Consider the following 25,873-nt stretch of genomic DNA (forward strand, 5'->3'; position numbering starts at 1 on the left):
GGTGACTTATGACTGCGTTCTATAAGGAGTTGCAGGCAGCTGATGCTTTTAATATCCGTCTGCCCTATCCATTTTCCAATTACGACCGCCAATTACTGACGCTGCTTTATCAGCCGATGGTCGGTGCTGAAGCGATTTCGCTTTACCTGACGCTTTGGGCAGAAGGAGAAGCGGAAAGAAATGAAACACCGCATTACACGCTGATGAACACCTTGGGCATGCCGATTGCGAAAATTTTTGAATCACGTCTCCAATTGGAAGCGATCGGTTTGCTGAAAACATATAAAAAAGGAACAGAATCACGTACATTCCTTTATGAATTATGTCCGCCGCTTGACCCGAAAGACTTCTTCACTGATCCATTGTTGTCGATGTTCCTGTTCAGTAAGATTGGGGACATCGCTTACCGGAGAGTCAGGGATCGATTCATCCTGCCTGCGGAAGATATGGAATCATATGAGGAAGTTTCGCGTACATTCACGGATATATTTCAGCCGGTGCATGCAAAAGCGGGTTATCCGAATGATTCGCAAAAAATGCAGCAGCGCGGACGTAAAGGTTATGAAGCGGAATACGATTTTGATTTCAGTTTGCTTCACCAAGGGTTGTCCGAACAGCTGGTGCCGAAACGCGTTTTGACTGCGGCGATTAAAGACACCATCTGCAAACTCGCTTTCCTGTACGGATGGGGACCGCTTGAAATGCAGAAAGTGATCCTGTTGGCCATTGACGATGATTACCGCCTTACTATAGAAGGAATTAAAAAATCCGCATCGGAATATTATAAGATGACGGTATCTACCACTGCGCCCAAATTGGAACCGGTTCTCGTAAAAGCCTCGGAGCCTGCAACTGAACCGAAGAATCGCCAGGACGACTTGATTTTATACCTGGAATCGGCTTCACCTGTCGAAGTGCTCCGGGATATTGCCGGGGGCAAAGAGCCGTTATCAGCCGATGTGCAGCTTGCCAATAATCTGGTCATGCAGCACGGGATGGAACCTGCTGTGGTGAATGTCCTGCTGCAGTATGTTCTTTTGCGCACCGACATGAAATTGACTAAAGGCTATGTGGAAAAAATCGCTTCCCACTGGATCCGAAAAAATGTATCCACAGTTGCTGAAGCGATGGAACTTGCGCGTACCGAGCACGCCCAATATATGAAATGGAAATCAGAAGGGTCGCCTGCTGCAGCTTCGAAAAATCCAAGCCGTTCGGGCGGCAAGCCCGTTCGCGAGGAAAAATTGCCCGAATGGTTCTATACGAAGGACGAGCCGCAGGCAGCAGCTCCACAGAAAAACGAAAGCCTCGAAGTCGAAAAACAAAAACTTCTGGCGAAACTTGCTTTGAAAAAAGGGAAGGGTGATTAAATGGAACCGATACGGGAAACCTTAAAACGGGTTGTCAATGCACCGGCTTTTTCAGAGCGTTACAACGATATGCGAAAGGAAGTGCTAGAAAACCCGGGCGTCCAGAATTTTCTTGAAGAACATGCCTCTGAAATCGATAAAAGCATCGTCGACCGCGGCATGCATAAATTATACGAGTACATCGACCAATCGCATGATTGCAATAAATGCCCTAGCCTGGATGGCTGCATCAATCATCTGAAAGGCTTCGAACCGAACCTGGTACTTGAACGCAATACGATCGGCATCGCTTATACACCGTGTAAGTCAAAAAATGCCTATGACAATAAACGCCGCGCAAGCTCCCTGATCCACAGCATGTACATGCCGAAGGAAGTGATGCAGGCGACGCTGTCCAATTTCGAACCGGACGACAGCCGGATGGAAGCATTCCGTGCAGTCGGCACTTTTCTTGATCAGGCGACCGGGCCGGATAACCTGCCTGAAAAAGGCTTGTTCTTCTACGGCAAATTCGGTGTGGGCAAATCCTATCTTTTAAGTGCTGTCGCAAATGAGCTGGCGGAAATGAATGTCAAATCGGTTTTGGTCTTCGTGCCTGAATTCATGCGCGAAATGAAACAGGCCATCGGCGACCAGACGCTGCAGGAAAAAGTGGATTACGTCAAAAAGGCGGATGTTCTGATGCTGGATGATATTGGAGCGGAAGCAATGTCGAGCTGGACGCGTGATGAAGTGCTGGGCACCATCCTTCATTACCGGATGGCTGAAAAGCTTCCGACGTTCATGACGTCGAATTTCAGCTACTCAGAACTTCAGCATCATCTCACATATTCCCAGCGTGGTGAAAAAGAAGATTTGAAAGCGGCGCGTGTTATGGAACGGATCCGTGCACTTACGAGTCCTGTAAAGATGGACGGTCGCAATTGGCGGAATTAAATTAATTCGGAGAACATTTAAATGCATTTTATTTACAGTGATTGCATTTTGGATGCTTTCGGTTTATAGTGAATTTAATCGAAATATGATTTTAAATGCGACGACGAGGACAATAATGAATTGCACGACTTCCAGAGAGAGAAGCCCAGGCTGAAAGCTTCTTAAGAAACGGCCATCCATTTACCGCCTCCGAGCAGCAGTTGTGAACTTAATTAGTAGCAGCTGCCGGCAACCGGCCCGTTAGCCGATGCAGAGCTTCGTTCCATTCAGTTTGCTGAGTGGGACAGAAGAAGGGTGGAACCGCGAACTGAGCTTCGTCCCTTTGGGATGGGGCTTTTTTGTGTTCCAAAAGTTTCTGCAGTGCATCATGGAAAAAGATGAAACTCAAAAGGAGAGATTGCTATGTCAGACATGATCAATTTGAAATTCCCGGACGGGGCCGTAAAAGAATTCGAACGGGGTACAACAACAGAAGACGTGGCCCAGTCAATCAGCCCGGGACTTCGCAAAAAAGCGCTTGCCGGAAAACTTGGCGACCGCCTTGTTGATTTGAAAGCGCCGCTTAACGAAGACGGGGACATTGCGATCATCACAGCGGAATCGGATGAGGCACTTGAAATTCTCCGCCACAGTTCAGCGCATTTATTGGCCCAGGCAGTTAAACGCCTTTATCCGGACGCGAAGCTTGGCGTCGGTCCCGTGATCGAACATGGTTTCTATTATGACATCGATACAGAATCGGCGATCACTTCAGAAGACCTTCCGAAAATCGAGAAGGAAATGAAGAAAATCATCGGTGAAAACCTTGAAATCGTCTGTCACAGTGTTTCCCGCGGAGAAGCGCAGGAACGTTTCGCAGCGATCGAAGATCCATACAAGCTGGAGCTGCTTGAAGCAATTCCGGAAGACGAGCAGGTTACAATTTATGAGCAAGGCGAGTTTTTCGATCTTTGCCGCGGCATCCACGTTCCGGCAACAGGCAAACTGAAAGAATTCAAATTGCTGAGCGTTGCCGGTGCATATTGGAGAGGCGACAGCGACAATAAAATGCTGCAGCGTATTTACGGAACTGCCTTCTTCAAAAAAGAAGACCTGAAAGCGCATCTTGAAATGCTGGAAGAAGCGAAAGAACGCGATCACCGTAAAATCGGTAAAGAACTGAACCTGTTCATGAATTCTCAGAAAGTTGGACAGGGGCTGCCGATGTGGCTGCCAAAAGGCGCGACAATCCGTCGCATCATCGAGCGCTATATCGTCGATAAAGAAGAACGTCTGGGCTATGACCACGTCTACACTCCGGTTCTGGGCAGCGTTGACCTTTATAAGACAAGCGGACACTGGGATCATTACCAGGAAGACATGTTCCCGGTCATGAGCATGGATAATGAAGATCTGGTTCTTCGTCCGATGAACTGCCCGCATCACATGATGATTTTCAAACAGGGCATCCATTCCTACCGCCAGATGCCGGTCCGCATCGCGGAACTTGGGCTTATGCACCGTTACGAAATGTCCGGCGCATTATCAGGCTTGCAGCGCGTTCGCGGCATGACTTTGAACGATGCACATTTATTCGTAAGACCAGATCAGATCAAAGACGAATTCAAACGAGTGGTCAATTTAGTTGTGCAAGTCTATAAAGATTTCGACATCAAGGATTATTCATTCCGTGTGTCATATCGTGATCCTGAAGACAAAGAAAAATACTTTGATGACGATGCAATGTGGGAACGTGCACAATCCATGCTGAAGGAAGCGATGGATGAAATGGGATTGGATTATGTGGAAGCGGAAGGGGAAGCGGCATTCTACGGCCCGAAATTGGATGTACAGGTGAAAACTGCGCTCGGTAAAGAAGAGACTCTTTCTACTGTACAGCTTGATTTCCTGTTGCCTGAGCGTTTCGACCTTTCCTATATCGGAGAAGACGGCAAACAGCATCGTCCGGTTGTCATCCACCGCGGTGTCGTTTCAACAATGGAACGTTTTGTCGCATTCCTGATCGAAGAATACAAAGGTGCTTTCCCGACTTGGCTGGCGCCAGTGCAAGTGGAAATCATACCGGTATCTCTCGATGTCCACAGTGATTATGCGAATGAAGTGCAGGAAAAACTGCAGGCCCACAAACTGCGTGTAGATATTGACGGACGCGATGAGAAACTTGGTTACAAGATCCGCGAAGCGCAAATGCAGAAAGTTCCTTATATGCTCGTTCTGGGAGATAAGGAGCTGGAAGACGGTTCTGTCAACGTCCGTAAATACGGTGAACAGAAATCGGAAAGTATGCCTTTCGATGACTTCCTGTCGATGATCCGAGGGGAACTTCGATAGGGTTAAACTAAAGACATTCCATATGTAACGCTTCGGCGCTTAGGACAAAGCTCCCGCAATAAGCCGAGAAGAGCACTCGTCTTATTGCTTCGCTCAGTCCATAGGCGCGCCGGCGCTAGAGAAAGTTCTAAAGATATGGAGCAAAACAGCGAAGACGCCTTGGGGACCAAGCGAAGTGCTGAGATCCACTCGGGCGAAGTGAAACGAGCACGAGTTAGCTCAGCGCGAGCCCCCAGGCAAGCGTAGCTGTTTTGCGGAATATCGGCTATGCTGGAAACCTATATTGATAAACAAGTTGACACGCCTACAGGTGCGTGGTATTATAGTTAAGGTTATAGAATACTTATATGTGCAAGCAGGAGCACCCGCTTCTCACCTGATCGACCAATTGTTGGCAGGTAGACACGATTTGACTTTTTGCACGCCGAGGCGTGCTGTCATAAATTGCGGGTGGGCCGAACGAGGTCCATCCGCTTTTTCTTTGGATCGGAACCTGTAAGCCGACGTGGTCGGTTACGCATTTTAAGCTATTCGCAACACTATCCGGAGGTGGATTATTATTAGCAAAGACAGTAATGTAAACGAAGGCATTCGTGCACGGGAATTACGGGTTATTGATCAAAACGGTGAACAGCTCGGCATTAAAACGCGCAACGAAGCCCTAGAAATTGCAGGTCGTGTCAACTTGGATCTGGTTCTTGTGGCTCCTCAAGCTAAGCCGCCGGTTGCCCGCATCATGGACCATGGTAAGTTCAAGTTTGAACAGCAGAAGAAGGAACGTGAGATTCGCAAGAATCAGAAAGTCATCGTAGTGAAAGAGGTTCGTTTGAGCCCTGGGATCGACGATCACGACTTCAACACGAAACTTCGGAACGCAATCAAGTTCCTTGAAAAAGGCGACAAAGTCAAAGCTTCAATCCGTTTTAAAGGCCGTGCGATCACGCACAAAGAAATCGGACAACGTGTACTTGAACGCTTCGCTGAAGCGTGCAAAGAAGTTGCGACGGTTGAACAGCGCCCTAAAATGGACGGACGCAGCATGTTCTTGATGCTGGCTCCAGTCAACGAAAAAGAATAACAGTACAATTGTTTAGGAGGAACTCGAAATGCCGAAAATGAAAAGCCATAGCGGTGCGTCAAAACGTTTCAAGAAAACTGGAACAGGTAAAGTAAAACGCAATCGTTCACACACAAGCCACTTATTTGCAAACAAATCGACTAAGCAAAAGCGTAAACTCCGTAAAGGGAAACTCGTATCTTCAGGCGATTTGAAACGCATTAAATCTTTGATCTACAACATGAAATAAAAACGAAAAGCGAAAACGGCCGTTCAGCTCCGGCAGACTTAAGATGAACTTCCGAAGCGGCGTTTTTTGCCGCACAGGAAGGGCAGCTTAAGACCGAGGAGTTGGCCCGTTGAAGTCTGGACAAGACCGAACAAAAAATCGAATTCTTTATATTCAAGCAGGAGGTAATGTATTATGCCACGCGTAAAAGGTGGAACAGTGACGCGCCAGCGTCGTAAAAAGGTCATTAAATTAGCAAAAGGTTATTATGGTGCGAAGCACATCCTTTTCAAAGTAGCAAACCAACAGGTGATGAAGTCAGGTAACTATGCTTACCGTGACCGTCGCAACAAAAAACGTGACTTCCGCAGATTGTGGATCACTCGTATCAACGCAGCAGCTCGTTTGAACGACATCTCTTACAGCCGTCTAATGAACGGTTTGAAAGTTGCCGGCATCGACATCAACCGCAAAATGCTAGCTGAAATCGCTGTATCTGATGCAGCTGCATTCACAGCACTGGCTGACCAAGCTAAAAAAGCATTGAACAAATAAGATAATGCACAAAAAAGACTGGCGATCATTCGCCAGTCTTTTTTCATGGAGGAATATAAAATGTTTATTGTGATTTCCGCTTATATCGCTATCCTGTCCCTGATGGCTTTCATAATGATGAAAATTGATAAACGGCAGGCGCAGAAGCGTGGCCAGCGGATACCAGAGAAGAATCTGTGGAGAGTCGCTTTGTTCGGCGGCGGCATCGGCGCTTATATGGGCATGATGGCTTTCCGCCATAAAACAAAGCATACGAATTTCCGGATCGGTTTCCTTATGCTGGCATTGCTTCAGGCAGCGCTGCTCGTTTGGCTTTACACGGAATTCGGATTGCGTTAAGCGCCGGTTTCACTTTTCATCAATTGCTCAATCGGATTTTTCCAGTTGATCGCAGCATTCGGGTAGTTCATGCGGATTTCTTTTTCGAGAAAATGGAAATCCTCTTTCGTAAATCCCTGGAGCTTTGCGGGATCTTCTGCCCAAACGAATATTGAAACCACTTCAAAAGCATCGTCTGTGGTTCCCAGGTATTTTTCACCTTCAAAGATGGCGCCGCGCAATGTAATAAAAAAATTTTTGCGGACATTCTGGACATCATCAAAGAAGTAATACGATTTACTTTCGACTGCCGCATCGAATTTTCGTTTCGGGTCGAATACATAGCGCAATAAACGATAGAATAGATATATAATTAATGCAATTACAATGAAACGGATAATGATGGCCATGCAAAATACCCCCTTGGAAAAGTGGTTGTCATGTATAATACGGACATAAAGAATTATGGTTTCAAGATTTATTGAAAAAAAAGGAGGATTCTTATGAATTTAGAGAAATTATTCAGCATGCAGGAAGAATTGGACCGTTACATCCAGACGAACAACTCAGCTGAGGGTGACCTCTTCGAGAAAAAAGGGCTGGCCCTCATCGTCGAACTGGCTGAGCTGGCGAATGAAACCCGCACCTTCAAATTCTGGAGCGCAAAGGGCCCCTCGGAACGTGAAGTGATTTTGGAAGAATATGTGGATTCCATCCATTTTTTATTGTCCCTCGGAATCGAAAAAGATCTGAATATGCTGAAGGAGTGGCCGGATCCGTTGCTGGAAGAAGATCTGACTACAGTCTTTCTGAAGACGAATCAAAGCATATTGGAGTTTCTGGAGAAACATTCAATGTCGACTTACCAGCGGGTTTGGAGCTGCTACGGCAATATTGCCGACATTTTAGGATTCAGCTATGAAGAAATCTTGGATGCTTATGTAGCGAAAAACCAGAAGAATTACGACCGCCAAAAAGATGGCTATTAATCCATTAGATGAATTTTTTGAAAATAAACGCAGGTTCATTTATAATGGACAAGTGAGACTATTTAGGAGGTCGAAATAAATGGTAAAATTAGACGAAACGCTTCAAATGTTGAAAGATTTGACTGATGCAAACGGTATTCCAGGCAATGAACGCCAATCGCGCGAAGTCATGAAGAAATACATAGCGCCTTTTGCCGACTCAATTGAAACGGACGGGCTGGGAAGCCTGATCGCTAAAAAAGAAGGGCAAGCTGACGGACCGAAAATCATGGTAGCCGGCCACTTGGATGAAGTAGGCTTCATGATTTCACAGATCGACGATAAAGGATTCCTTAAATTCCAGACTGTCGGCGGATGGTGGAACCAGGTTATGCTGGCACAGCGCGTAACCATCACTACACGCAGCGGCAAGGAAATCACAGGCGTAATCGGTTCTAAACCACCGCATATCCTGTCTCCTGAAGCACGTAAAAAACCTGTCGAAATCAAAGACATGTTCATCGACATCGGTGCGTCTTCACGCGACGAAGTAAAAGAATGGGGCGTTACACCAGGCGATATGGTGACACCTTATTTCGAATTCCAGGCTATGACAAACGAAAAATTCCTATTGGCGAAAGCTTGGGACAACCGCATCGGCTGCGCAATCGCAATCGATGTATTGAAAGGTCTTAAAGGCCAGGATCACCCGAACGTCGTTTATGGCGTAGGAACAGTCCAGGAAGAAGTCGGACTTCGCGGCGCGAAAACAGCGACAGCGAAAATCCAGCCGGATATCGGATTTGCAGTGGACGTGGGCATCGCCGGCGACACTCCGGGCATCACTGCTCAGGAATCCAACAGCAAAATGGGCGACGGACCTCAAATCCTGCTATTTGACGCTTCCATGGTATCTCACCGCGGCTTGCGCGAACTCGTTGTTGATACAGCGGAAGAAGCAGGCATCCCGTACCAATTCGAAACGATTGCAGGCGGCGGAACTGACGCCGGCTCGATCCACTTGACGGCGAACGGCGTTCCAGCCCTGTCGATTGGCGTAGCAACCCGCTACATCCACTCACACGCCGGCATTCTTCACCGCGACGACTACGAAAACGCAGTCAAACTGATCATCGAAGTCATCAAAAAATTGGACAAAGACACAGTAGCGAAAATTACATTCGAATAAATATTACGACCCCGGCCGAGTTTGGCTGGGGTTTTTTGTTGTTTTTAGGAGTGTGTTACGCATACCGCAAACAAACAAAGCTATAACGCAAACAACACCAGCTATACTGCAAACAAAGTGATTCATATCGCAAACAACAGTGCTTTTCCCGCAAACAACTTTAATTTTCCCATGTTTAATTCTCCGTACTGTCGCTTTTCGCTCGCGAAAAGCATCCATTATAGATTTTTGAACTTTAAAAAAGATATGATAATTGAAGTTTCAGCTGAAATAGAGATGAAAAATTAAAAAAACCTTTAATGAGTACAGATTCTCGAATCCAAAATGGTCGGGAAAATCCCGCTATAGCCTCTAAAATAATGAACCAATTTCCAAGGCAGATTCAGAATGAGAAAGATATGAAAATTTATCTGTTTTTGTAGAATGAAAATCTGAATGATATACTCCAGGAAAACTTTTGGAGGTGTTAAATGAGTAAATTACAAATTGGCTTATTATCCGAAACAGAAGCATTGAAGCGATTGCTGTACCGACTCCCAGAGCAGCATGCACAAAGAACTTTTATTGAGAAGGAAATTTATAAAAGTGCGGCTGGAAAACGCGGAGAAGAAAGACTTGAGCAGAAAGTTGCCGAGTTTCATGTGGATGGAGACTATAAGTTTCTGCGAAATGTCACTCTTGCCATAGGCGACTGGAAAGTACAAATTGATGGACTATTGCTGACAGATCGCGGTGCTATAGTCATTGAATCTAAAAACATCAGCGGCAAATTGTTATTCGATGCAGCTAACGGAGAATTCTCAAGAACTGACAGGGATGGAATGCGCACTGTGATGAATGATCCTACATCACAATTGAACAAACATGTAAGGTTCATGGATCAATTCTTTAAATCCCAAAAAATTAAGTTGCCAGTAAAAGGTCTTGTAGTCTTTACATCAAAAGAATGTGAGTTTCTAACTAAACCAAAATCAAATTACGTCTGCAAAACTTATCAACTAGTGGATTACTTATTACATATTCATCAAACTTTACCTATGGAATCCACTCAAATCAATCTATTGAAAATCTCAAAGCTTCTTCAAAAACATAGAGCTCCTTACAAACGTGTTCCACTATGTCATCAGTTTTTAATAGATAAAGCAGATTTGCGGACGGGCATCTTATGCACACAATGCAAGCAACACACATTACAGAAGAAGAAAAGAGTGGGTTGGATATGTTCTCGTTGCAAAACTGTTGATTCAGATGCTTTCAAATTAGCCGTTCAGGAATATTTTTCACTGGTGGACATAGAATTAAACAACCGTCGTCTGCGGGAATTTTGCCAGATCTCGTCTGTTTATGTAACTTCCCGGCTATTAGGTACAATGGAATTGGAGCAGAATGGAGCTCTCCGTAACCGAGTTTATCAATTAAAGAAAAAGGATTAGACTTTCCATGAAATTCGGGAAGTTTTTTTATGTTGCAAACAAACAGCACTATAACGCAAACAACACCGGCTATTCTGCTAACAAAATGCTTTATTCCGCAAACAAGGTATATTGTATCGCAAACAACTCTTCATATCCCGCAAACAACAAGAGTTTTTCGCATTCAACTCTCTGAACCGTCGCTTTTAGACCGCGAAAAGCATTCAATCAGTGGTTTTGAAGTGAGAGAAACATACGAAATGACGTATTTCAGCCGGAATCGGGTTAAAAGCTGGTACCGCTTCAAAAAAACGCCAAAACCTAACCCAAACCCAAAACCCAAAGGCATGCGCCAAACCCGCGCATGCCTTTTAAAATGACCGGACCGCTTTCAGCGCTCCAATAAAAAAGTAAATAATACTTTACTTAATGTTAAGTATACTGTACATTATGTAATATAAACCGAACATCTTTACAGAAAGGAAGAAACGGATGCTGAAAAATCGGGTGAAGGAAATGCGGGCCCGCCACAGTCTGACGCAAAGTGATTTAGGCAAGCAGGTCGATGTGACGAGGCAGACGATCGCGTTTATTGAAAAAGGGGAGTTTTCACCTTCGATTACATTGTCATTGAAATTGGCAAAAGCGCTGCAGGTGGATGTCAACGAATTATTTTGGCTGGAAGGGGAGAAAGAAGATGAAAAATGATATCAGAGTGACTTATCCGTTATGGATGATGGGATTCATAGCATTGCTTGGAGTTATTGCATATGGTATCAATTCGCCTAAAACCGAGTTTATCGATACTGCAACTGAAACAAGTCTTACGGTTCAAATTGGCCCATTTGAAAGCGCGCTTATATTCGGTGCCATATTCGTGTACTTGATTGTTTTAACGATTTTCGTGTCAAAAGTGAAGCAATACAATAAGAACAACCCGCAACAAAAAATATCGATGTTTTCCATCCGTCCGCCTGAGTACTTGGAAGCGGACGAAGGGATGACTTATATTACGAGATGGGCAGTGCAGAAAGTTTACACTTTTTACTCGCTGGCACTTCCGGCACTTGCGACGGTTGTGATCATATTGCCGATTCCACGTCTGCTTATCATTTATGCTATTCTCGGTTTAGCATTCACTCAATACGGGATCTACTACGCAGAAGTCCGCAAACATTTTAAGGAGGAAACGGAATGATTTATGAATATGCATTGGTCTTTCTTGGGGCGGCAATTCCATGGCTTGAAATTGCATTGGTCATTCCGCTCGGCATCGTTTGGGGGCTGTCGCCGTTTTGGGTGATGCTGCTGGCGTTTGTCGGCAATATGGTGACGGTGCTGGCGCTGATCATCGGCTTCGACCGTTTCAAGGATTGGTACAATAAACGCCAGGAAGCGAAAGGCAAGACGCAAAATAAGAAGAGCGAGCGCGCCAAACGCATCTGGAATAAATACGGATTGCCGGGACTGGCATTGCTAGGACCGATTCTGATTGGCACTCATATCGCGGCATTCATCGGAATGACGCTTGGTGCCACGAAGAAAAATACAACCGTCTGGCTGACAATCAGCATTGCCGTTTGGACGTTAGCTTTCGGCATCCTGACAGCACTTGGCTTTGATTTCTTCACACGGGAACTCTAAAGAAACGGCAACGGTGTGCTATACTAAAGCTATTCTGACTTAAAGGCGTGAACAAATATGAAACGAATCGAATCACTGCAAAATTCATTGGTGAAGCATTGGAAAAAACTCACCACTACTCGCAAGGAACGCGATAAATTTTCGGAATTTCTTGTGGAAGGATTTCATTTAACTGAAGAATCCCTGAAAAAGAAAGACCTCGTCAAAGGATTGATCGTCCGTGAAGGCGTGGATATTCCGGATGCATGGGATATTGAAAACGTGCCGCTCTATTCGGTGACTGCAGCGGTTGCGAAGGAAATCTCGGAGACGGAACATTCGCAGGGGATTTTCGCTCATTGCGCGCAACCGGAGTTTACCGAAGAGGATCAGCAGAGTTGGACGCGTCTCCTATTGATCGATGCTGTCCAGGACCCCGGCAATATCGGCACGATGATCCGGACAGCATCCGCTGCCGGCATCGATGCCGTTATCCTTGGCAAAGGCTGCGCAGATCCATTCAATCCGAAAACGGTCCGTTCGGCACAAGGTTCGCATTTTCAGATTCCAGTCGTCCGCGGAGAGCTGGAAGAATGGATTCCGCAGCTGAAAAATGCAGGAATTTCTGTGTTCGGCACGGCATTGCAAAGAGCTATTCCGGTACATGAAGTCCAAACAAAAGAGCAATTTGCACTGATCGTCGGCAACGAAGGAAGCGGCGTTGCGCCTGAACTTTTACAGATGACCGAACAGAACCTGATGGTGCCGTTATACGGCAGCGCGGAGTCGCTGAATGTCGCAGTGGCGACAGGGATTTTATTGTACAGCCTCGTTCCGAAGAACTAAGGTTGATAATAGAGTGGAACTTTCGTATAATTAACAGGTAAATAAAACACAAAAGCGTTGACCGGGAAAAGTACGGAATCCATTTGCATCGACAGGAAATTTGCGCCTTGACTGAAAGCGCGGATATGCAGACGTTTCGGAAGTTCACCCCGCGAGCTGCCGCCGGGACCAGCATATTGCTGTAAAGGTGGGCCGGTGAAGAGCCGTTACGTAAATGAGTGATTGCATACGTGCAATAACTAGGGTGGTACCGCGAATAATGCCTCGTCCCTTTTCAGGGACGGGGCTTTTTTATGTTTAGAGGAGGAGAAAAAAATGGAAGCACAATTGAATGAGTTGAAGACACAGGCGTTGGACAAAATTGCTGCCGCATCAAACGTGAAAGAACTGAACGCTGTCCGCGTTGCCTATTTAGGCAAGAAAGGTCCGATTACGGATCTGCTTAAAGGCATGGGTAAATTGCCAGCAGAAGAACGCCCGAAGATGGGTGCGCTTGTCAACGTGGTAAGGGAAGAAGTGACGGCGCGTCTGGAAGAGCGCATGGCGATTCTTGAGGAACAGGCGATCAATGAAAAGCTGCAAAGTGAAACGATCGACATCACACTGCCAGGCCGTCCTGTAAAATCGGGCAATGCCCATCCATTGACGCGTGTCATCGAAGAAATCGAAGATCTTTTCATTTCCATGGGCTATGAAATTGAAGAAGGCCCGGAAGTCGAGAAGGACTATTATAATTTCGAAGCTTTGAATTTGCCAAAAGGGCATCCGGCGCGTGATATGCAGGATTCCTTCTATATATCAGAAGATATTCTTTTGCGCACACATACATCTCCTGTGCAGGCGCGTACGATGGAAGCGAAAGGCGGAGAGCCGATCAAAATCATCTGTCCGGGGAAAGTGTATCGCCGTGATAACGATGACGCGACGCATTCACACCAGTTCACGCAAATTGAGGGATTGGTCATCGGCGAAGATATCCGCATGAGCGACCTGAAAGGGACGCTTTCTGTATTCGCCAAGAAAATGTTCGGGGAAGACCGTGAAATCCGTCTTCGTCCAAGTTTCTTCCCGTTCACGGAACCATCTGTTGAAATGGATATCTCCTGCTTCAAATGCGGTGGGGAAGGCTGCAACGTTTGCAAGAAAACCGGCTGGATCGAAATTCTTGGAGCGGGTATGGTGCATCCGAACGTTTTGGAAATGGCAGGCTATGATTCGAAGCGCCTGACCGGATTCGCTTTCGGTATGGGACCTGAACGCATTGCGATGCTGAAATATGGCATAGAAGACATCCGTCATTTCTATACAAATGACGTCCGCTTTTTATCCCAATTTCAACGCACGGAAGTTTAAGGAGGAAATGACATGTTAGTATCGATAAAATGGTTGAAGGATTATGTAAATACACAAGATTTGCCGCCGGCTGAACTTGGCGAAAAAATAACGCGTGCCGGAATCGAAGTCGATGCAGTAATCGACCGTTCGGATGGCCTTTCGAATATCGTCGTCGGATATGTGGAATCATGCGAAAAACATCCTGAAGCGGATAAATTGAGTATTTGCCAAGTTAACGTCGGCGAAGAAACAACACAGATCATCTGCGGCGCACCGAATATTGCGGCTGGCCAGAACGTGATTGTTGCCCGTCCGGGTGCACGTCTGCCAGGTGGAATGAAGATCAAAAAAGCCAAACTGCGCGGTGAAGAATCGAACGGGATGATTTGTTCATTGCAGGAACTGGGGATTGAAGGGAAACTGGTCCCGAAAGCATATGCGGAAGGGATTTATGTATTGCCTGAAAACGCGGAAGTCGGTTCGGACGTCATCACGAATTTTGATTTGGATGATACGGTCCTTGAACTTGGCCTGACGCCAAACCGCGCAGATGCGATGAGCATGCTGGGAGTAGCCTACGAAGTCGGGGCGATTCTGGAAGAAGAAGTGAAGCTGCCGGAAATCACTTATACAGAAGCGGAAGATACGGCTTCGTCCATGCTGACATTGAACATCGACTCACCGGAAGCCAATCCGCTGTATGTGGCAAAAGTGGTGCGTGGTATAGAAGTGAAGGAATCTCCGATGTGGCTGCAGCAGCGTTTGATGGCTGCTGGCGTCCGCCCGCATAATAACGTGGTCGATGTGACGAATTATGTCTTGATGGAATACGGCCAGCCGTTGCACGCATTCGACTATGATTTGCTGGAAACCGGCAATATCACGGTTCGCCATGCCAAGAAAGATGAATTGATCACGACACTTGATGGCAATGAACGCAAGCTTTCGCTGAACAACCTGGTTATTACAAATGGTGAAAAACCAGTGGCCCTGGCAGGAGTAATGGGCGGGGCAAATTCAGAAGTAAGTAAAAATACGAAAACGGTCGTCATTGAATCGGCTTATTTTGAATCCGGCTCGATCCGTCAAACGTCGAAAGAACATAACCTGCGCAGTGACGCGAGTTCACGTTATGAAAAAGGTGTGGATCCCAACCGCGTGATTCCAGCTGCAGAACGTGCAGCACAATTACTGTCGGAACTTGCAGGTGGAGAAGTCCTTGCCGGTTCGGTCATTTTCGACAAATTGCAGCGTGAAGAAAAAGTCGTCCATGTGTCCCCGGATTTCATTAACAGCCGACTTGGCATGAAAATCCGTTTCGACGATATGCTGGACATTCTGAATCGTCTGCAGTTCAAGACGGAAGCGATGAACAATCAATTGATGATTTCTGTACCGACACGCAGACAGGACATCCAAATTGAAGAAGACATTGTAGAGGAAATCGCCCGCCTTTACGGTTACGACGAAATTCCGTCGACATTGCCGGAAACAGCGACCACACCGGGAGGCTTGTCGCCGTATCAGCAGAAACGCCGCATTGTCCGTAATTATATGGAAGGTGCAGGTTTGCTGCAGGCAACAACCTACTCACTGACTTCTGAAAAATCAGCGACTCAATTTGCAATGAAACAAACCGAATTGACACGTCTATTGATGCCGATGAGTGAAGAACGCAGCACATTGCGCCAAAGCATCCTGCCACATCTGCTCGAGTCGGTTTCCTATAATACAGCAAGACGCACAGATTCCGTGGCATTGTATGAAACAGGATCTGTATTCCTGAAAGGCCATGATGAACTGTTGAATGAAGAAGAGCACCTGGCAGCTGCAATCACCGGTTTATGGCTCGACAACAGCTGGCAAGGCGAGAAGAAAGCCGTGGACTTCTTTGTACTGAAAGGAATTGTAGAAGGTTTGGCTGCTAAGCTGGATATTGAATTGGAGTTTGAACGCGGTGAAATGGATGGCCTACATCCAGGAAGAACGGCTTTCATCACACTTGATGGCCGCCGTATCGGCATCATCGGCCAATTGCATCCGAATGAGCAGAAGGCGCGTGACCTGAAAACGACTATTGTCATGGAATTGAACCTGGCAGAGCTATTCAAAGAACAAACGGAGCCTTTAGTCTATACACAAGTGCCACGTTATCCGTCAATTACGCGTGACGTTGCATTGGTACTCTCTAAAATCGTCGAAGCCGGCACGATCGAGAAACTGATCCGTTCCGCAGGCGGTAAGCTATTGAAAGATGTTCGCGTTTTCGATCTTTATGAAGGCGATAATCTTGAAGCCGGCAAGAAATCAGTGGCGTTCTCACTGACATACTTCGATCCGGAGAAGACGCTGACAGATGAAGAAGTAACTGCTGTACATGATAAAGTAGTTGGAGCATTGAAAGAATCAGGCGCTGAACTGCGCAGCTGATCAAATAGCAAGTAATCAGCCGGAATCCTTGGATTCCGGTTTTTTGTTATTTATTTCTTTACGCTTGAAAAAATAAGTTTGAGGATGGATAGAAATAACTAGTAAATACAGAAAGCTATGGTAAAATTAATTTAATTAACATATAAAAAAGTTAAATAATGTAAATTAAAAACATAAATAGTTAAATTAAGCGGAGGAAAATGATGAAGAACTTTTTAAATAAGGAAAAGGGCATGACCCTGGTAGAATTGTTGGCCGCAATTGCTCTGTTAGGAATCGTTTTATTTACTTTCATGTCTATTTTTACCCAGTCAGCTAAATTTTCAGCGCATAATCAGGAGACGTTGACGGCTGTTCAAATTGCGGAGCAAATCGTTTCAGATGTTAGAGATCTGGAGACTATTTTAACCCTGAATAACGTTGATAATTATAAGAAAGTCGGCGGTTTTATTGAAGACAAAGATACATATGATCATTTTATAGTTAAAGTCACAGAGGAAGAAATACAAGTGACTAGACCCGACTCTCCGGCTACGATACTTAAATTAAAAAAAGCCAAAATCTCTGTAAAAGCAAAACCTGGTTTTGGTATAAACGAACCTGAATTTAAGACAGAAATGTATTTGAAGGTTCAGCCATGAGGAATGAGAAGGGGATCACTCTAGTGGAATTGGTTGCAGTGCTTGCAATTGCCGGAATTATTGTAGCTCTAATTGCAAGTGTACTTTCAAGCGGAACAAACGCCTCGCAAAGGACAAGTTTGAATCAGCAGCTGCAGCAGGAAGGCAATATAATAGTAGAAAAAATTCGGGCCCAATACCTTTTAAATCATCATGACGATGCTGTACCTGATAAATTTGAGATTTTGGTGCAAAATGACCAACTGGTTTTTACTGATGAAACAGGTGGAAATATGATTATCTCAGAGGGATATTCCTATGATTTAGATCCAGCAGCCGTAACTTCTTCTCCCACCAAAAATAAGACAGTTCTGGACAGGACAAAAAAATCTAATTTTAACTTAATACTATTTGGTCCAGCTGACGGAAATTCAAAAAGACAGCAATATAAAATCAACACATCATTCAGTAAGATTAATTAGGAGGAAGATATGGGAAATTGGAAAAATGAAAGCGGATATGCATTATTGATGGTGTTGATGCTGATTATATTGTTTACAGTTCTTGGGATGGGGCTTATGGCTACTAATATGAACTCAGCTAAGCAATTCACACTCAAAGAAGATCAAGTCCAAGCAAGGCATCAGGCAGAAATGGGCGTTTTACATTACAGCGCAATACTGAAAGACAAGATTACCAGTTCATCAACTACATCTTTAAAATGCAGTGACATCGATGCATTACTAGGAACATCAAAAAAACTGAATGTAGGCGCCTATACAATTGAACCAGCCAATGCTGCAACTGGAATTTCATGCAAAGAAATGGAAAACAGCAAACTTATGGAGATAACTATCAAAAGTATTGGAGTAATCAATGGGAATACAAGAAAAGAAGTTGAGGCAACTTTCTATGCTGCTAATAAAGGCACGTCTTCAACATCTCCACCAGCTGGCGGTAGTACATTTTCTCCACCAGTGATACCTGCAAGTCAAGATACGGAAGTTAAAACAATTTTAGCAATGAAAAAAGACTATGAAACATTCACAGGTAATTTAATTATCAGAGACAGATTGGATATTGGTGGCGGTAACTCAGATGTATTAATAACCCAAAAAGATTTATATATTTCAGGTGACATAAGCATTCAAAACCATGCATGCATCAGCTCCGGAGGAGACTTCACAGCATTAAAACCTTTTAACTGGGGAAACAGCAAAACATCTTTATTGGTTAGAAAAGATGCATACTTGCCTGCTGCAATCGGAAACTGGCATAAAAATCAAGTGAATGTTTATATCTTCGGTGACTTATATTTGCCGAAAGCTTACAATTACCCTGTAAATAAACAAGATGATCGAAATCTTTATATAGGCGGACAGGTTTATCAAATGGATAACCAAAACAAATTTATAGCAATTTCAAATCCCTTTAAAATTCTAAAAGGAAATCAAATAAGTGCAGCAAATAATTTATCTTGTGCTGTTCCTGCTTCTAAAGACGAACCGCTTGGGACTCCGAATTGGGTATTGCAGGATGAAAAAATTGTAAATTATAATTAGAGGATTTTTTTATATATTTTTATCACTGATAACTTAAAGAAGCTTCAGAGAAAATTAAAAATCTCGTCAGAAGCTTCTTTTTTTATCTGATTAACTTTACATAATAAAAATATCCCTAACTCCGTCTCTTCCCAGCCAAAACCTTCGCCTTCCCAGCATTCGCAAAATGCCACTTCGTCAAAGTTTTCAAATACTCTTCACCATGCTTTATGATAATTTTCGCAGCCGCTTCATCCACAATTTTGCCGGCTCCTTTAGGAAGAGTGACGCCGGCTTCAGCGCTCATCCGATCCATTTCTTCCAGGAAAGCCACGCGTGCGATGATTGAAGCACAGGCTACGGAAACATGGAGGCCTTCCGCTTTCGTGGAGAATAGGACGTTCTCGCGGATAATTTCTTTTTCGCCTTTGATATGATTATAATAAATACCGCGTTCGGCGAATTGGTCGATAAGTATGGCATCAGGTTTTACTGGATCCAACTTTGCCAGCACGTGTTTCAGTGCCTGGTTATGGAGCAGGGCTTTTATTTTTCCTTGAGACCAGCCTTGTGCTTGGACTTTATTGTATTTTTCATTTTTCAAAGTAAGAACTTTATGGACGAAAGCTTCCCGAAGGTCGGGCGCAATTTTGCGCATGTAGTCATCTGAAAGCAATTTCGAATCCTTGACGCCAAGTTCGTGTGCTAGTTCTACTTTATCGGCAGGTACGAAACAAGCGGCGACTGTAATCGGTCCGAAGAAATCTCCGGTGCCGGTTTCGTCAGACCCCAAAACGGAAAGCTTCGCAAAATCTTCGGGCAGCGTGTCGCCTTTAGCGCCGGAAACTTTCGTGGCAGCAGCCGAAGCTTCTCCCCATTTTCCGGCTTCCCGTTCAGCTCCAGCCCCTTGGAACATGACTTTTCCGGAATTGTAGACGGTCACTACCGTATCAGTCAGTTTGGCGGTGAAACGGACATATTGCGCTTTGGCAGGGGTCTTTTTATTTTCATAATGCTTGATGATCTGGAGGAGACTTTCCTCTGGAAGTTTTAATACGACATTGGACATAGGACAGTCTCCTTTCTAATGATTCACAAGTTGCTTGTGTTCATGTTATGATTATGTACAGAAATAAAATGCGTTGGCTGGAATAGGCTGATGCTGTTATGCCGAGGCATAATTGATTGGGGGATGGAACATTGTCGGATCAGCAAAGAATTCGCACATCAGTTGAGATCTACGGCCATACTTACAAGATGGTAGGCACTGAAACCTCTGGCCACATGCGTTTGGTGGCTTCTACAGTGGACGAGAAGATGCGTGAGATTCATGCGATGAATCCATCTCTCGACAGTTCGCGCCTTGCAGTTTTGACTGCGGTAAATGCGGTACATGATAATCTTAAACTGAAAGAGCGTATTGAACAATTGGAAACTGAATTGAAAAAACTGAAGGGCTGAAGTAGATGCTAGATATAATTTTATTCCTGTTGCTAATTGCCGGCATAATAGTCGGTGCCAAACGGGGCCTTGTGGTCCAATTAATACATATGGTAGGGTTCATCATCGCGCTGGTCGTGGCATACCTCTATTATAAACCTTTATCCGAATACTTCGTTCTGTGGATTCCATATCCGGCAGTAACTAATGAATCCAGGTTTACACTCGCGATCGAGCAATTAGATCTTGACCAGACCTTTTATCAATTATTCGCATTCGCACTTATTTTCTTTGTAGTTAAATTTGGCCTGCAGCTGATTGCATCCATGTTCGACTTCCTGAAGTATTTGCCGGTACTCGGATTCCTCAGCAAAATCTTAGGAGCAATCCTTGGTTTTATCGAAATGTTGATCCTGTTATTCTTCTTCATCTATGTTTTTGCATTGCTGCCGCTGGATATCATCCAGAACCAGCTTGAAAACTCAGGAATTGCCCAGGCAATCCTTGAACACACGCCTTATTTCTCTGAGAAAGTGAAAGAATGGTGGTATATTTATATGTAAGCACTGACTTCTCTCATTGCGGGAGAAGTTTTTTTGGAGTTTAGGGGTATAAATTGAATAAAATTATCTTAAATAACGCTTCGGCGCTTAGGATAGTGCAAAGATTATGCTCCTGCGCACTGCTCGTCGCAAAGGTTGCGCCATCTTCGCATGGCGAACCTTGCCTCCCACAATAAGCCGAGAAGACCACTCGTCTTTTACTCCGTCGGCATTCGCCTGCTCCATAGGCGCGCCTTTGCTGAAAGATATCTCTGGAAGTACTTTTATAAATGTGATGTATTTAAAACCACTTATGAAGTACATCAAAAAATAATTAGCGGATTAAGAATGAAGCAGCAGACGGCGACTCCTGCGGGATTAAGAGCTAGTCCTGAGACCCCCAGGTAGCGCAGCGAACGTGGAGGCTCAGGCAGCTCCCCGCGGAAAGCGTCCGTCTGAAGCGGAATGGCTATCAAGATTATGTAATTTTTTAAACAGGAGGTCTCCCAATGAATAAAAAAGTCATTATCCGAACACTTGAAAAGATCGCTTTATATATGGAACTGAAAGGTGAAAACCCATTCAAAGTGTCCGCTTTCCGTAAAGCGGCGCAGGCACTCGAGCTCGATCAGCGTTCATTGTCTGAAATAGAAGACGTCACGAAGCTGAAAGGGATCGGCAAAGGTACAGGGGACGTCATCCTTGAGTTGATGGACAGCGGCAAATCGTCGGTTTTAGAGGAGCTGAAGGAAGAAGTGCCGAAAGGGCTTATTCCCTTAATGAAATTGCAGGGGCTTGGCGGCAAAAAAATCGCCAAACTATATAAAGAACTCGGCATCGATTCTGCTGAAGCTTTGAAACAGGCATGCATCGACCACAATATTCAAAAACTGCCTGGTTTCGGCCCGAAATCCGAAGACAAAATTTTAAAGGAATTGATGGAGTTCGACTCTAAACCCGGCCGCCATCCTATTTGGAAAACGGCTGAAGCTGTCGCCGCCATCAACGAAATACTAGAGGGCATAACAGAAGTCAGTGAGTTTTCTGTCGCAGGCAGCTATCGCCGTACGAAGGAAACAAGCAAGGATCTGGATTTCATCGTAGCGACCAGCCAGCCATCCATTGTAAAAGAGCAATTGCTTGCAGCGTTGCCGGTGCAGGAAACGATTGCTTCCGGTGACACGAAAGTATCGGTTACTGTTGAATTCCAGGACCCGATCGATATTGATTTCCGATTGGTGGCATCAGAGGAGTTTGTCACGGCGCTGCATCATTTCACGGGATCGAAAGACCATAATGTGAAGATGCGCCAGCTGGCGAAATCACAGAATAAGAAAATCAGTGAATACGGAGTCGAGCAGGAAGACGGTTCCATCAAGACCTTCAATTCGGAAGAAGACTTTTTCGCGCATTTCGGATTGCCGTTCATTCCGCCGTCGGTCCGTGAAGATGGACGTGAAACTGACCGCATCGAAGAATTGCCGGAACTTGTCTCTATTGAAGACATCATAAGCGATCTGCATATGCATACGGTCTGGTCTGACGGTGCGCATTCATTGAAAGAGATGATTGACGCCTGCCGCAGCCGAAATTACGAATATATGGTCATCACCGACCATTCGCAATATCTGAAAGTTGCAAACGGTTTGACGCCTGAGCGTTTATTGGAGCAGAATGGTCAAATCCGTGAATTGAATAAAGAATATGATGATATCGAAGTGCTGTCCGGTACGGAAATGGATATTTTGCCGGATGCGTCGCTCGATTTTGATGATGAAGTATTGAAGCAGCTTGATTTTGTCATTGCCAGCATCCATTCCAGTTTCCAGCAGCCGCAGGAGCAGATCATGGAGCGGATCCACACTGCGATGAAAAATCCATATGTCCACATGATTGCGCATCCTACAGGACGTATCGTCGGCCAGCGGAGCGGATATGACCCGGACGTCGAGCAGCTTCTGGACTGGGCAAGTGAATATGGTAAAATTGTGGAATTGAATGCAAGTCCATACCGGTTGGACTTGGCAGTGGAATTTCTTGAAATGGCGCAGGAAAAAGGGGTGCCTGTGGCAATCAATACAGATGCCCACGCCATTGATCAACTGGAAGTGATGGCCATCGGGGTTCGCCACGCGCAAAAAGCCTGGCTGAAACGTGACAATGTGGTCAATACATGGCCGCTGGAGAAATTTAAAGCATATCTGAAAAAATAGGAGGTGTCGCGAATGATCGCGGAACGCGCATTAAAGACACTCGAATTTTATAAAATCCGTGACGAAGTGGCGCGATATTGCACCTCTTCACTCGGTAAAAATCATATAGATAAATTGGTGCCATCTGTAGAAATCCGGGAAGTGGAGCAGCTGCTTGCTGAAATGGACGAAGCAGCCCAGGTTTTACGTGTGAAAAATAATGTGCCGATGGGCGGTATTTTTGACGTCCGGATGCACGCAAGAAGAGCGCAAATTGGAGGTTCGTTGAGCCCGGTCGAATTGATGGAGGTATCATCAACCATTCGCGCCAGCCGGATTCTTCGCCAATTTTTCGAAGCAATTCGTGAAGAAGGAGATATCCAAATCCCTTTATTCCTTGAGAAAAAGGAATCGATGCCGATTCTGACACAATTGGAACACGACATCAATGCGTGCATCGATGACAACGGAGGGGTGCTGGATTCAGCAAGTCCCGCATTGCGCTCGATCCGCCAGCAACTGCGTTCGCAGGAAAGCCGGGTACGCGAGCGGCTGGAAAGCTTGGTGCGTGGAAAAAATGCGTCGAAAATGCTGTCGGATTCCATCGTCACCATCCGCAATGACCGGTTTGTCATTCCAGTCAAACAGGAATATCGCAGCCATTATGGCGGCATTATCCATGACCAGTCTTCATCCGGACAGACGCTTTTCATCGAACCGGATGCGGTGGTGCAGGCAAATAATGAAGTGCGCCGTCTGAAAATGAAAGAGAAAGAAGAGATTGACCGTATCCTTCAGATGCTGTCGGCCCAGGTGCAGGAAGTGGCACATGACATTTTCGTCATGGTCGAAGTGCTTGGTGAAATCGACATGATCTTCGCCAAAGCGAAATACGGTTCAGCCAATAAATGCTCAAAACCAGCTATGAATACAGAGGGCTATATCAATCTTAAAAAAGCCCGCCATCCTTTGATTCCAAAAGATGAAGTGGTCGCCAACGATATCGAATTTGGCCGTGACATTACAGCGATTGTCATAACCGGACCGAATACAGGAGGTAAAACCGTCACCTTGAAAACGGTGGGACTCTGCACATTGATGGCCCAGGCGGGTCTGCCGGTTCCGGCGCTTGATGGCTCTGAACTTGCTGTGTTCGATCAGATTTTTGCCGATATTGGTGATGAGCAGTCGATTGAACAAAGCCTCAGTACGTTTTCGTCCCATATGGTCAACATCGTGGATATATTGACGAAGTTCGATGAGAATTCGCTTGTCATCTTCGATGAACTGGGTGCAGGGACGGATCCGCAGGAAGGTGCGGCACTGGCGATTTCATTGCTTGACGAAGTTCATGGCAGAGGCGCGCGCGTCATTGCGACGACTCACTATCCCGAGCTTAAAGCATACGGCTATAACCGGCCGGGAGTGGCGAATGCCAGCGTGGAATTCAATGTGGAAACTTTAAGTCCCACGTACCGCTTGTTAATCGGCGTTCCTGGACGAAGCAACGCATTTGAGATTTCAAAACGCCTCGGATTGCCTGAGCACATCATCACCCATGCACAAAGCTTTACCGGCACGGACAGCCGCCAGGTGGATTCCATGATTGCGTCACTCGAGAAGAGCCGCAGGGAATCTGAGCAGGATGCCGAACGCTCAAGCGAAGTACTGAAGGAATCTGAGAAATTAAAAGAAGAACTGGCTGCCCAATTAAAACAATATGAACAGAAAAAAGAGCAGCTTGAAGAAAAAGCGCGTGAAAAAGCGCGCAAGATTGTCGACCAGGCCCGTGCAGAAGCGGAAGAGGTCATTTCCGACTTGCGGAAGATGCAGCTGAACCAGCAAGGCTCCATCAAAGAGCATCAATTGATCGATGCGAAAAAACGTCTTGAAGGGGCCGCGCCAGAAAACCGCATTTTGAAAAAAGCGGCTAAAGACAAACAGCGCGAAGTGAAGTTGAAACCCAATGATGAAGTCAAAGTGATTTCATTCGGACAAAAAGGCACGCTGGTCGAAAAAGTTTCCGACAAGGAATGGATCGTGCAGATCGGCATCCTGAAGATGAAATTGCCGGAATCGGATCTTTCCTATACAAAACCGGAAAAGGAAAAAGAGACGCGCACCATGGCCACTCTCAAAGACCGCGACAGCCATGTGAAGCTGGAGCTTGATTTGAGAGGCGAACGCTATGAAGATGCGCTTGCCCGTGTTGAAAAATACCTCGATGATGCGTTATTATCGAATTACCATCAAGTTTCCATTATTCATGGAAAAGGGACAGGTGCGCTGCGGCAAGGCGTGCAGCAATACCTGAAAAAACATCCGCGTGTAAAAAGTTACCGCTTTGGCGAAGCGGGTGAAGGCGGTTCAGGAGTGACCGTCGCCGAGTTGAAGTAGGAATATAGGGGAGATTGAGCAATGTCAGAGACTGGGTTTTGGACGCATCCGCTTGTCGAGACGGCAGGCTATTTCAGTGTAGTAGTATTGTGTTTGATCGTGGCGATGGTGATTTTCGAAGTCATCACCAAGTATAAAAACTGGGAAGAAATCAAAAAAGGCAACCTGTCAGTGGCCATGGCGACTGGCGGGAAGATTTTTGGTGTAACGAATATTTTCCGTTATTCTATCGAACAGCACAACACGCTGCCGGAAATGATCGGCTGGGGAGTCTATGGATTCGGCCTGCTGATATTCGCTTATATCCTGTTTGAATTTTTAACGCCTAAATTCAAAGTCGACGATGAGATCGAGAACGACAACAGATCTGTCGGTCTGATTTCCATGATGATTTCCGTGGGGCTGTCATTTGTAATCGGTGCAAGTATTTCTTAGGAGTTGTGGCACTTGGAAAATCTAATAAAGATCCTGATCGTTTGTTGTGTATTGTTTGTACTCGTCGGGATTGTCTATCTTTTCATGATCTAGAAACGGAACTGCCA

Annotated in this window: 27 protein-coding genes and 1 other annotated feature; of the genes, 25 read left to right on the forward strand and 2 right to left on the reverse strand. The window is 45.4% G+C overall.

Going from position 1 to position 25,873, the window contains the following annotated elements:
- The first annotated feature begins 8 nt into the window (after positions 1 to 8).
- The 7 genes from D2910_RS00655 (at position 9) to D2910_RS00685 (ending at position 6,817) form a co-directional block, all read left to right on the forward strand.
- Positions 9 to 1,370 carry a replication initiation and membrane attachment family protein gene (locus tag D2910_RS00655; RefSeq protein WP_117312073.1) on the forward strand — a complete coding sequence of 454 codons (1,362 nt, stop codon included), beginning with the start codon at positions 9 to 11 and terminating at the stop codon, positions 1,368 to 1,370.
- Entirely contained in the window at positions 1,371 to 2,306 is a 936-nt protein-coding gene (gene dnaI / locus D2910_RS00660) for a primosomal protein DnaI (RefSeq protein ID WP_084246441.1), read from the forward strand.
- Between the two features lie 402 nt (positions 2,307 to 2,708).
- Complete coding sequence (thrS, locus tag D2910_RS00665) at positions 2,709 to 4,637, forward strand: threonine--tRNA ligase (protein WP_117312074.1); 1,929 nt, start codon at positions 2,709 to 2,711, stop codon at positions 4,635 to 4,637.
- Positions 4,638 to 5,193: 556 nt separating this feature from the next.
- On the forward strand, positions 5,194 to 5,715 hold the full coding sequence (gene infC / locus D2910_RS00670) for a translation initiation factor IF-3 (protein ID WP_218673378.1): 522 nt from the start codon (positions 5,194 to 5,196) through the stop codon (positions 5,713 to 5,715).
- 28 nt (positions 5,716 to 5,743) lie between these two features.
- The gene (rpmI, locus tag D2910_RS00675) at positions 5,744 to 5,944 is read left to right on the forward strand and encodes a 50S ribosomal protein L35 (protein WP_084246435.1); all 201 of its coding nucleotides are present in this window, start codon (positions 5,744 to 5,746) and stop codon (positions 5,942 to 5,944) included.
- A gap of 174 nt (positions 5,945 to 6,118) precedes the next feature.
- Entirely contained in the window at positions 6,119 to 6,478 is a 360-nt protein-coding gene (gene rplT / locus D2910_RS00680; protein ID WP_084246433.1) for a 50S ribosomal protein L20, read from the forward strand.
- A gap of 60 nt (positions 6,479 to 6,538) precedes the next feature.
- A complete protein-coding gene (locus D2910_RS00685; RefSeq protein ID WP_117312075.1) occupies positions 6,539 to 6,817 on the forward strand; it encodes a DUF1294 domain-containing protein in 279 nt (92 codons plus the stop codon).
- Here D2910_RS00685 and D2910_RS00690 read toward each other — a convergent pair.
- Positions 6,814 to 7,206, reverse strand: coding sequence for a sigma-w pathway protein ysdB (locus tag D2910_RS00690; protein ID WP_117312076.1), 393 nt, complete (start codon positions 7,204 to 7,206; stop codon positions 6,814 to 6,816). The two genes, D2910_RS00685 and D2910_RS00690, sit on opposite strands and share 4 nt — an antisense overlap.
- Positions 7,207 to 7,299: 93 nt before the next feature.
- Here D2910_RS00690 and D2910_RS00695 point away from each other — a divergent pair, with 93 nt between their 5' ends.
- From D2910_RS00695 to D2910_RS00750, 13 genes are all read left to right on the forward strand, one after another.
- Entirely contained in the window at positions 7,300 to 7,785 is a 486-nt protein-coding gene (locus tag D2910_RS00695; protein ID WP_117312077.1) for a dUTP diphosphatase, read from the forward strand.
- A 79-nt stretch (positions 7,786 to 7,864) separates the two neighbouring features.
- Entirely contained in the window at positions 7,865 to 8,953 is a 1,089-nt protein-coding gene (locus D2910_RS00700; RefSeq protein ID WP_117312078.1) for a M42 family metallopeptidase, read from the forward strand.
- 470 nt (positions 8,954 to 9,423) lie between these two features.
- Positions 9,424 to 10,386, forward strand: a complete 963-nt coding sequence (locus D2910_RS00705) for a nuclease-related domain-containing protein (RefSeq protein WP_117312079.1) — start codon at positions 9,424 to 9,426, stop codon at positions 10,384 to 10,386.
- Positions 10,387 to 10,415: 29 nt separating this feature from the next.
- The gene (locus D2910_RS16750; RefSeq protein ID WP_133299059.1) at positions 10,416 to 10,745 is read left to right on the forward strand and encodes a hypothetical protein; all 330 of its coding nucleotides are present in this window, start codon (positions 10,416 to 10,418) and stop codon (positions 10,743 to 10,745) included.
- 112 nt (positions 10,746 to 10,857) lie between these two features.
- Positions 10,858 to 11,073, forward strand: a complete 216-nt coding sequence (locus D2910_RS00710) for a helix-turn-helix transcriptional regulator (RefSeq protein ID WP_084246421.1) — start codon at positions 10,858 to 10,860, stop codon at positions 11,071 to 11,073.
- Positions 11,063 to 11,563: a hypothetical protein gene (locus tag D2910_RS00715; protein WP_117312080.1), complete on the forward strand. Its 501-nt coding sequence runs from the start codon at positions 11,063 to 11,065 to the stop codon at positions 11,561 to 11,563. The genes D2910_RS00710 and D2910_RS00715 overlap by 11 nt, the downstream gene beginning before the upstream one ends.
- A complete protein-coding gene (locus tag D2910_RS00720) occupies positions 11,560 to 12,009 on the forward strand; it encodes a small multi-drug export protein (RefSeq protein ID WP_117312081.1) in 450 nt (149 codons plus the stop codon). Before D2910_RS00715 ends, D2910_RS00720 begins: the two co-directional genes overlap by 4 nt.
- A 57-nt stretch (positions 12,010 to 12,066) precedes the next feature.
- Positions 12,067 to 12,834: a TrmH family RNA methyltransferase gene (locus D2910_RS00725; protein ID WP_117312082.1), complete on the forward strand. Its 768-nt coding sequence runs from the start codon at positions 12,067 to 12,069 to the stop codon at positions 12,832 to 12,834.
- A gap of 48 nt (positions 12,835 to 12,882) precedes the next feature.
- Positions 12,883 to 13,109: a binding site (T-box leader), on the forward strand.
- Between the two features lie 40 nt (positions 13,110 to 13,149).
- Positions 13,150 to 14,187 carry a phenylalanine--tRNA ligase subunit alpha gene (pheS, locus tag D2910_RS00730; protein WP_101801731.1) on the forward strand — a complete coding sequence of 346 codons (1,038 nt, stop codon included), beginning with the start codon at positions 13,150 to 13,152 and terminating at the stop codon, positions 14,185 to 14,187.
- A gap of 12 nt (positions 14,188 to 14,199) precedes the next feature.
- Complete coding sequence (gene pheT, locus D2910_RS00735; protein ID WP_117312083.1) at positions 14,200 to 16,599, forward strand: phenylalanine--tRNA ligase subunit beta; 2,400 nt, start codon at positions 14,200 to 14,202, stop codon at positions 16,597 to 16,599.
- Positions 16,600 to 16,802: 203 nt separating this feature from the next.
- Positions 16,803 to 17,240, forward strand: coding sequence for a type IV pilus modification PilV family protein (locus tag D2910_RS00740; protein WP_165850117.1), 438 nt, complete (start codon positions 16,803 to 16,805; stop codon positions 17,238 to 17,240).
- A 23-nt stretch (positions 17,241 to 17,263) separates the two neighbouring features.
- On the forward strand, positions 17,264 to 17,701 hold the full coding sequence (locus D2910_RS00745; RefSeq protein ID WP_240633526.1) for a type II secretion system protein: 438 nt from the start codon (positions 17,264 to 17,266) through the stop codon (positions 17,699 to 17,701).
- Positions 17,702 to 17,710: 9 nt separating this feature from the next.
- Complete coding sequence (locus D2910_RS00750) at positions 17,711 to 18,781, forward strand: hypothetical protein (RefSeq protein ID WP_117312086.1); 1,071 nt, start codon at positions 17,711 to 17,713, stop codon at positions 18,779 to 18,781.
- A 115-nt stretch (positions 18,782 to 18,896) separates the two neighbouring features.
- On the opposite strand, the gene rnhC is transcribed toward D2910_RS00750, so the two are convergent.
- Positions 18,897 to 19,829 carry a ribonuclease HIII gene (gene rnhC / locus D2910_RS00755; protein ID WP_117312087.1) on the reverse strand — a complete coding sequence of 311 codons (933 nt, stop codon included), beginning with the start codon at positions 19,827 to 19,829 and terminating at the stop codon, positions 18,897 to 18,899.
- Positions 19,830 to 19,960: 131 nt separating this feature from the next.
- Between rnhC and zapA the strand changes: the two genes are divergently transcribed.
- The 5 genes from zapA (at position 19,961) to D2910_RS00780 (ending at position 25,766) form a co-directional block, all read left to right on the forward strand.
- Positions 19,961 to 20,221, forward strand: a complete 261-nt coding sequence (gene zapA / locus D2910_RS00760) for a cell division protein ZapA (protein WP_084246401.1) — start codon at positions 19,961 to 19,963, stop codon at positions 20,219 to 20,221.
- 5 nt (positions 20,222 to 20,226) lie between these two features.
- Complete coding sequence (locus D2910_RS00765; RefSeq protein ID WP_117312088.1) at positions 20,227 to 20,763, forward strand: CvpA family protein; 537 nt, start codon at positions 20,227 to 20,229, stop codon at positions 20,761 to 20,763.
- Positions 20,764 to 21,251: 488 nt separating this feature from the next.
- Positions 21,252 to 22,955: a DNA polymerase/3'-5' exonuclease PolX gene (gene polX, locus D2910_RS00770; RefSeq protein ID WP_117312089.1), complete on the forward strand. Its 1,704-nt coding sequence runs from the start codon at positions 21,252 to 21,254 to the stop codon at positions 22,953 to 22,955.
- 12 nt (positions 22,956 to 22,967) lie between these two features.
- Complete coding sequence (locus D2910_RS00775; RefSeq protein ID WP_117312090.1) at positions 22,968 to 25,331, forward strand: endonuclease MutS2; 2,364 nt, start codon at positions 22,968 to 22,970, stop codon at positions 25,329 to 25,331.
- A gap of 21 nt (positions 25,332 to 25,352) precedes the next feature.
- A complete protein-coding gene (locus tag D2910_RS00780; RefSeq protein WP_084246393.1) occupies positions 25,353 to 25,766 on the forward strand; it encodes a DUF350 domain-containing protein in 414 nt (137 codons plus the stop codon).
- Positions 25,767 to 25,873 lie beyond the last annotated feature (107 nt).

Origin of the sequence: Planomicrobium okeanokoites (assembly GCF_003428875.1) — a bacterium.
In the GTDB taxonomy this organism is placed as follows: domain Bacteria; phylum Bacillota; class Bacilli; order Bacillales_A; family Planococcaceae; genus Planococcus; species Planococcus okeanokoites.

What these genes read in the sequence shown, in the direction of transcription:
- dnaI (WP_084246441.1), top strand. Translation starts at nt 1,371, where the DNA reads ATGGAACCGATACGGGAAACCTTAAAACGGGTTGTCAATGCACCGGCT.
- D2910_RS00765 (WP_117312088.1), top strand. Translation starts at nt 20,227, where the DNA reads ATGCTAGATATAATTTTATTCCTGTTGCTAATTGCCGGCATAATAGTC.
- rpmI (WP_084246435.1), top strand. Translation starts at nt 5,744, where the DNA reads ATGCCGAAAATGAAAAGCCATAGCGGTGCGTCAAAACGTTTCAAGAAA.
- pheT (WP_117312083.1), top strand. Translation starts at nt 14,200, where the DNA reads ATGTTAGTATCGATAAAATGGTTGAAGGATTATGTAAATACACAAGAT.
- rplT (WP_084246433.1), top strand. Translation starts at nt 6,119, where the DNA reads ATGCCACGCGTAAAAGGTGGAACAGTGACGCGCCAGCGTCGTAAAAAG.
- D2910_RS16750 (WP_133299059.1), top strand. Translation starts at nt 10,416, where the DNA reads ATGTTGCAAACAAACAGCACTATAACGCAAACAACACCGGCTATTCTG.
- D2910_RS00690 (WP_117312076.1), bottom strand. Translation starts at nt 7,206, where the DNA reads ATGGCCATCATTATCCGTTTCATTGTAATTGCATTAATTATATATCTA.
- polX (WP_117312089.1), top strand. Translation starts at nt 21,252, where the DNA reads ATGAATAAAAAAGTCATTATCCGAACACTTGAAAAGATCGCTTTATAT.
- D2910_RS00715 (WP_117312080.1), top strand. Translation starts at nt 11,063, where the DNA reads ATGAAAAATGATATCAGAGTGACTTATCCGTTATGGATGATGGGATTC.
- D2910_RS00750 (WP_117312086.1), top strand. Translation starts at nt 17,711, where the DNA reads ATGGGAAATTGGAAAAATGAAAGCGGATATGCATTATTGATGGTGTTG.
- D2910_RS00695 (WP_117312077.1), top strand. Translation starts at nt 7,300, where the DNA reads ATGAATTTAGAGAAATTATTCAGCATGCAGGAAGAATTGGACCGTTAC.
- D2910_RS00710 (WP_084246421.1), top strand. Translation starts at nt 10,858, where the DNA reads ATGCTGAAAAATCGGGTGAAGGAAATGCGGGCCCGCCACAGTCTGACG.
- D2910_RS00720 (WP_117312081.1), top strand. Translation starts at nt 11,560, where the DNA reads ATGATTTATGAATATGCATTGGTCTTTCTTGGGGCGGCAATTCCATGG.
- D2910_RS00780 (WP_084246393.1), top strand. Translation starts at nt 25,353, where the DNA reads ATGTCAGAGACTGGGTTTTGGACGCATCCGCTTGTCGAGACGGCAGGC.
- rnhC (WP_117312087.1), bottom strand. Translation starts at nt 19,829, where the DNA reads ATGTCCAATGTCGTATTAAAACTTCCAGAGGAAAGTCTCCTCCAGATC.
- thrS (WP_117312074.1), top strand. Translation starts at nt 2,709, where the DNA reads ATGTCAGACATGATCAATTTGAAATTCCCGGACGGGGCCGTAAAAGAA.
- D2910_RS00740 (WP_165850117.1), top strand. Translation starts at nt 16,803, where the DNA reads ATGAAGAACTTTTTAAATAAGGAAAAGGGCATGACCCTGGTAGAATTG.
- D2910_RS00775 (WP_117312090.1), top strand. Translation starts at nt 22,968, where the DNA reads ATGATCGCGGAACGCGCATTAAAGACACTCGAATTTTATAAAATCCGT.
- D2910_RS00705 (WP_117312079.1), top strand. Translation starts at nt 9,424, where the DNA reads ATGAGTAAATTACAAATTGGCTTATTATCCGAAACAGAAGCATTGAAG.
- pheS (WP_101801731.1), top strand. Translation starts at nt 13,150, where the DNA reads ATGGAAGCACAATTGAATGAGTTGAAGACACAGGCGTTGGACAAAATT.
- D2910_RS00700 (WP_117312078.1), top strand. Translation starts at nt 7,865, where the DNA reads ATGGTAAAATTAGACGAAACGCTTCAAATGTTGAAAGATTTGACTGAT.
- D2910_RS00685 (WP_117312075.1), top strand. Translation starts at nt 6,539, where the DNA reads ATGTTTATTGTGATTTCCGCTTATATCGCTATCCTGTCCCTGATGGCT.
- D2910_RS00655 (WP_117312073.1), top strand. Translation starts at nt 9, where the DNA reads ATGACTGCGTTCTATAAGGAGTTGCAGGCAGCTGATGCTTTTAATATC.
- D2910_RS00725 (WP_117312082.1), top strand. Translation starts at nt 12,067, where the DNA reads ATGAAACGAATCGAATCACTGCAAAATTCATTGGTGAAGCATTGGAAA.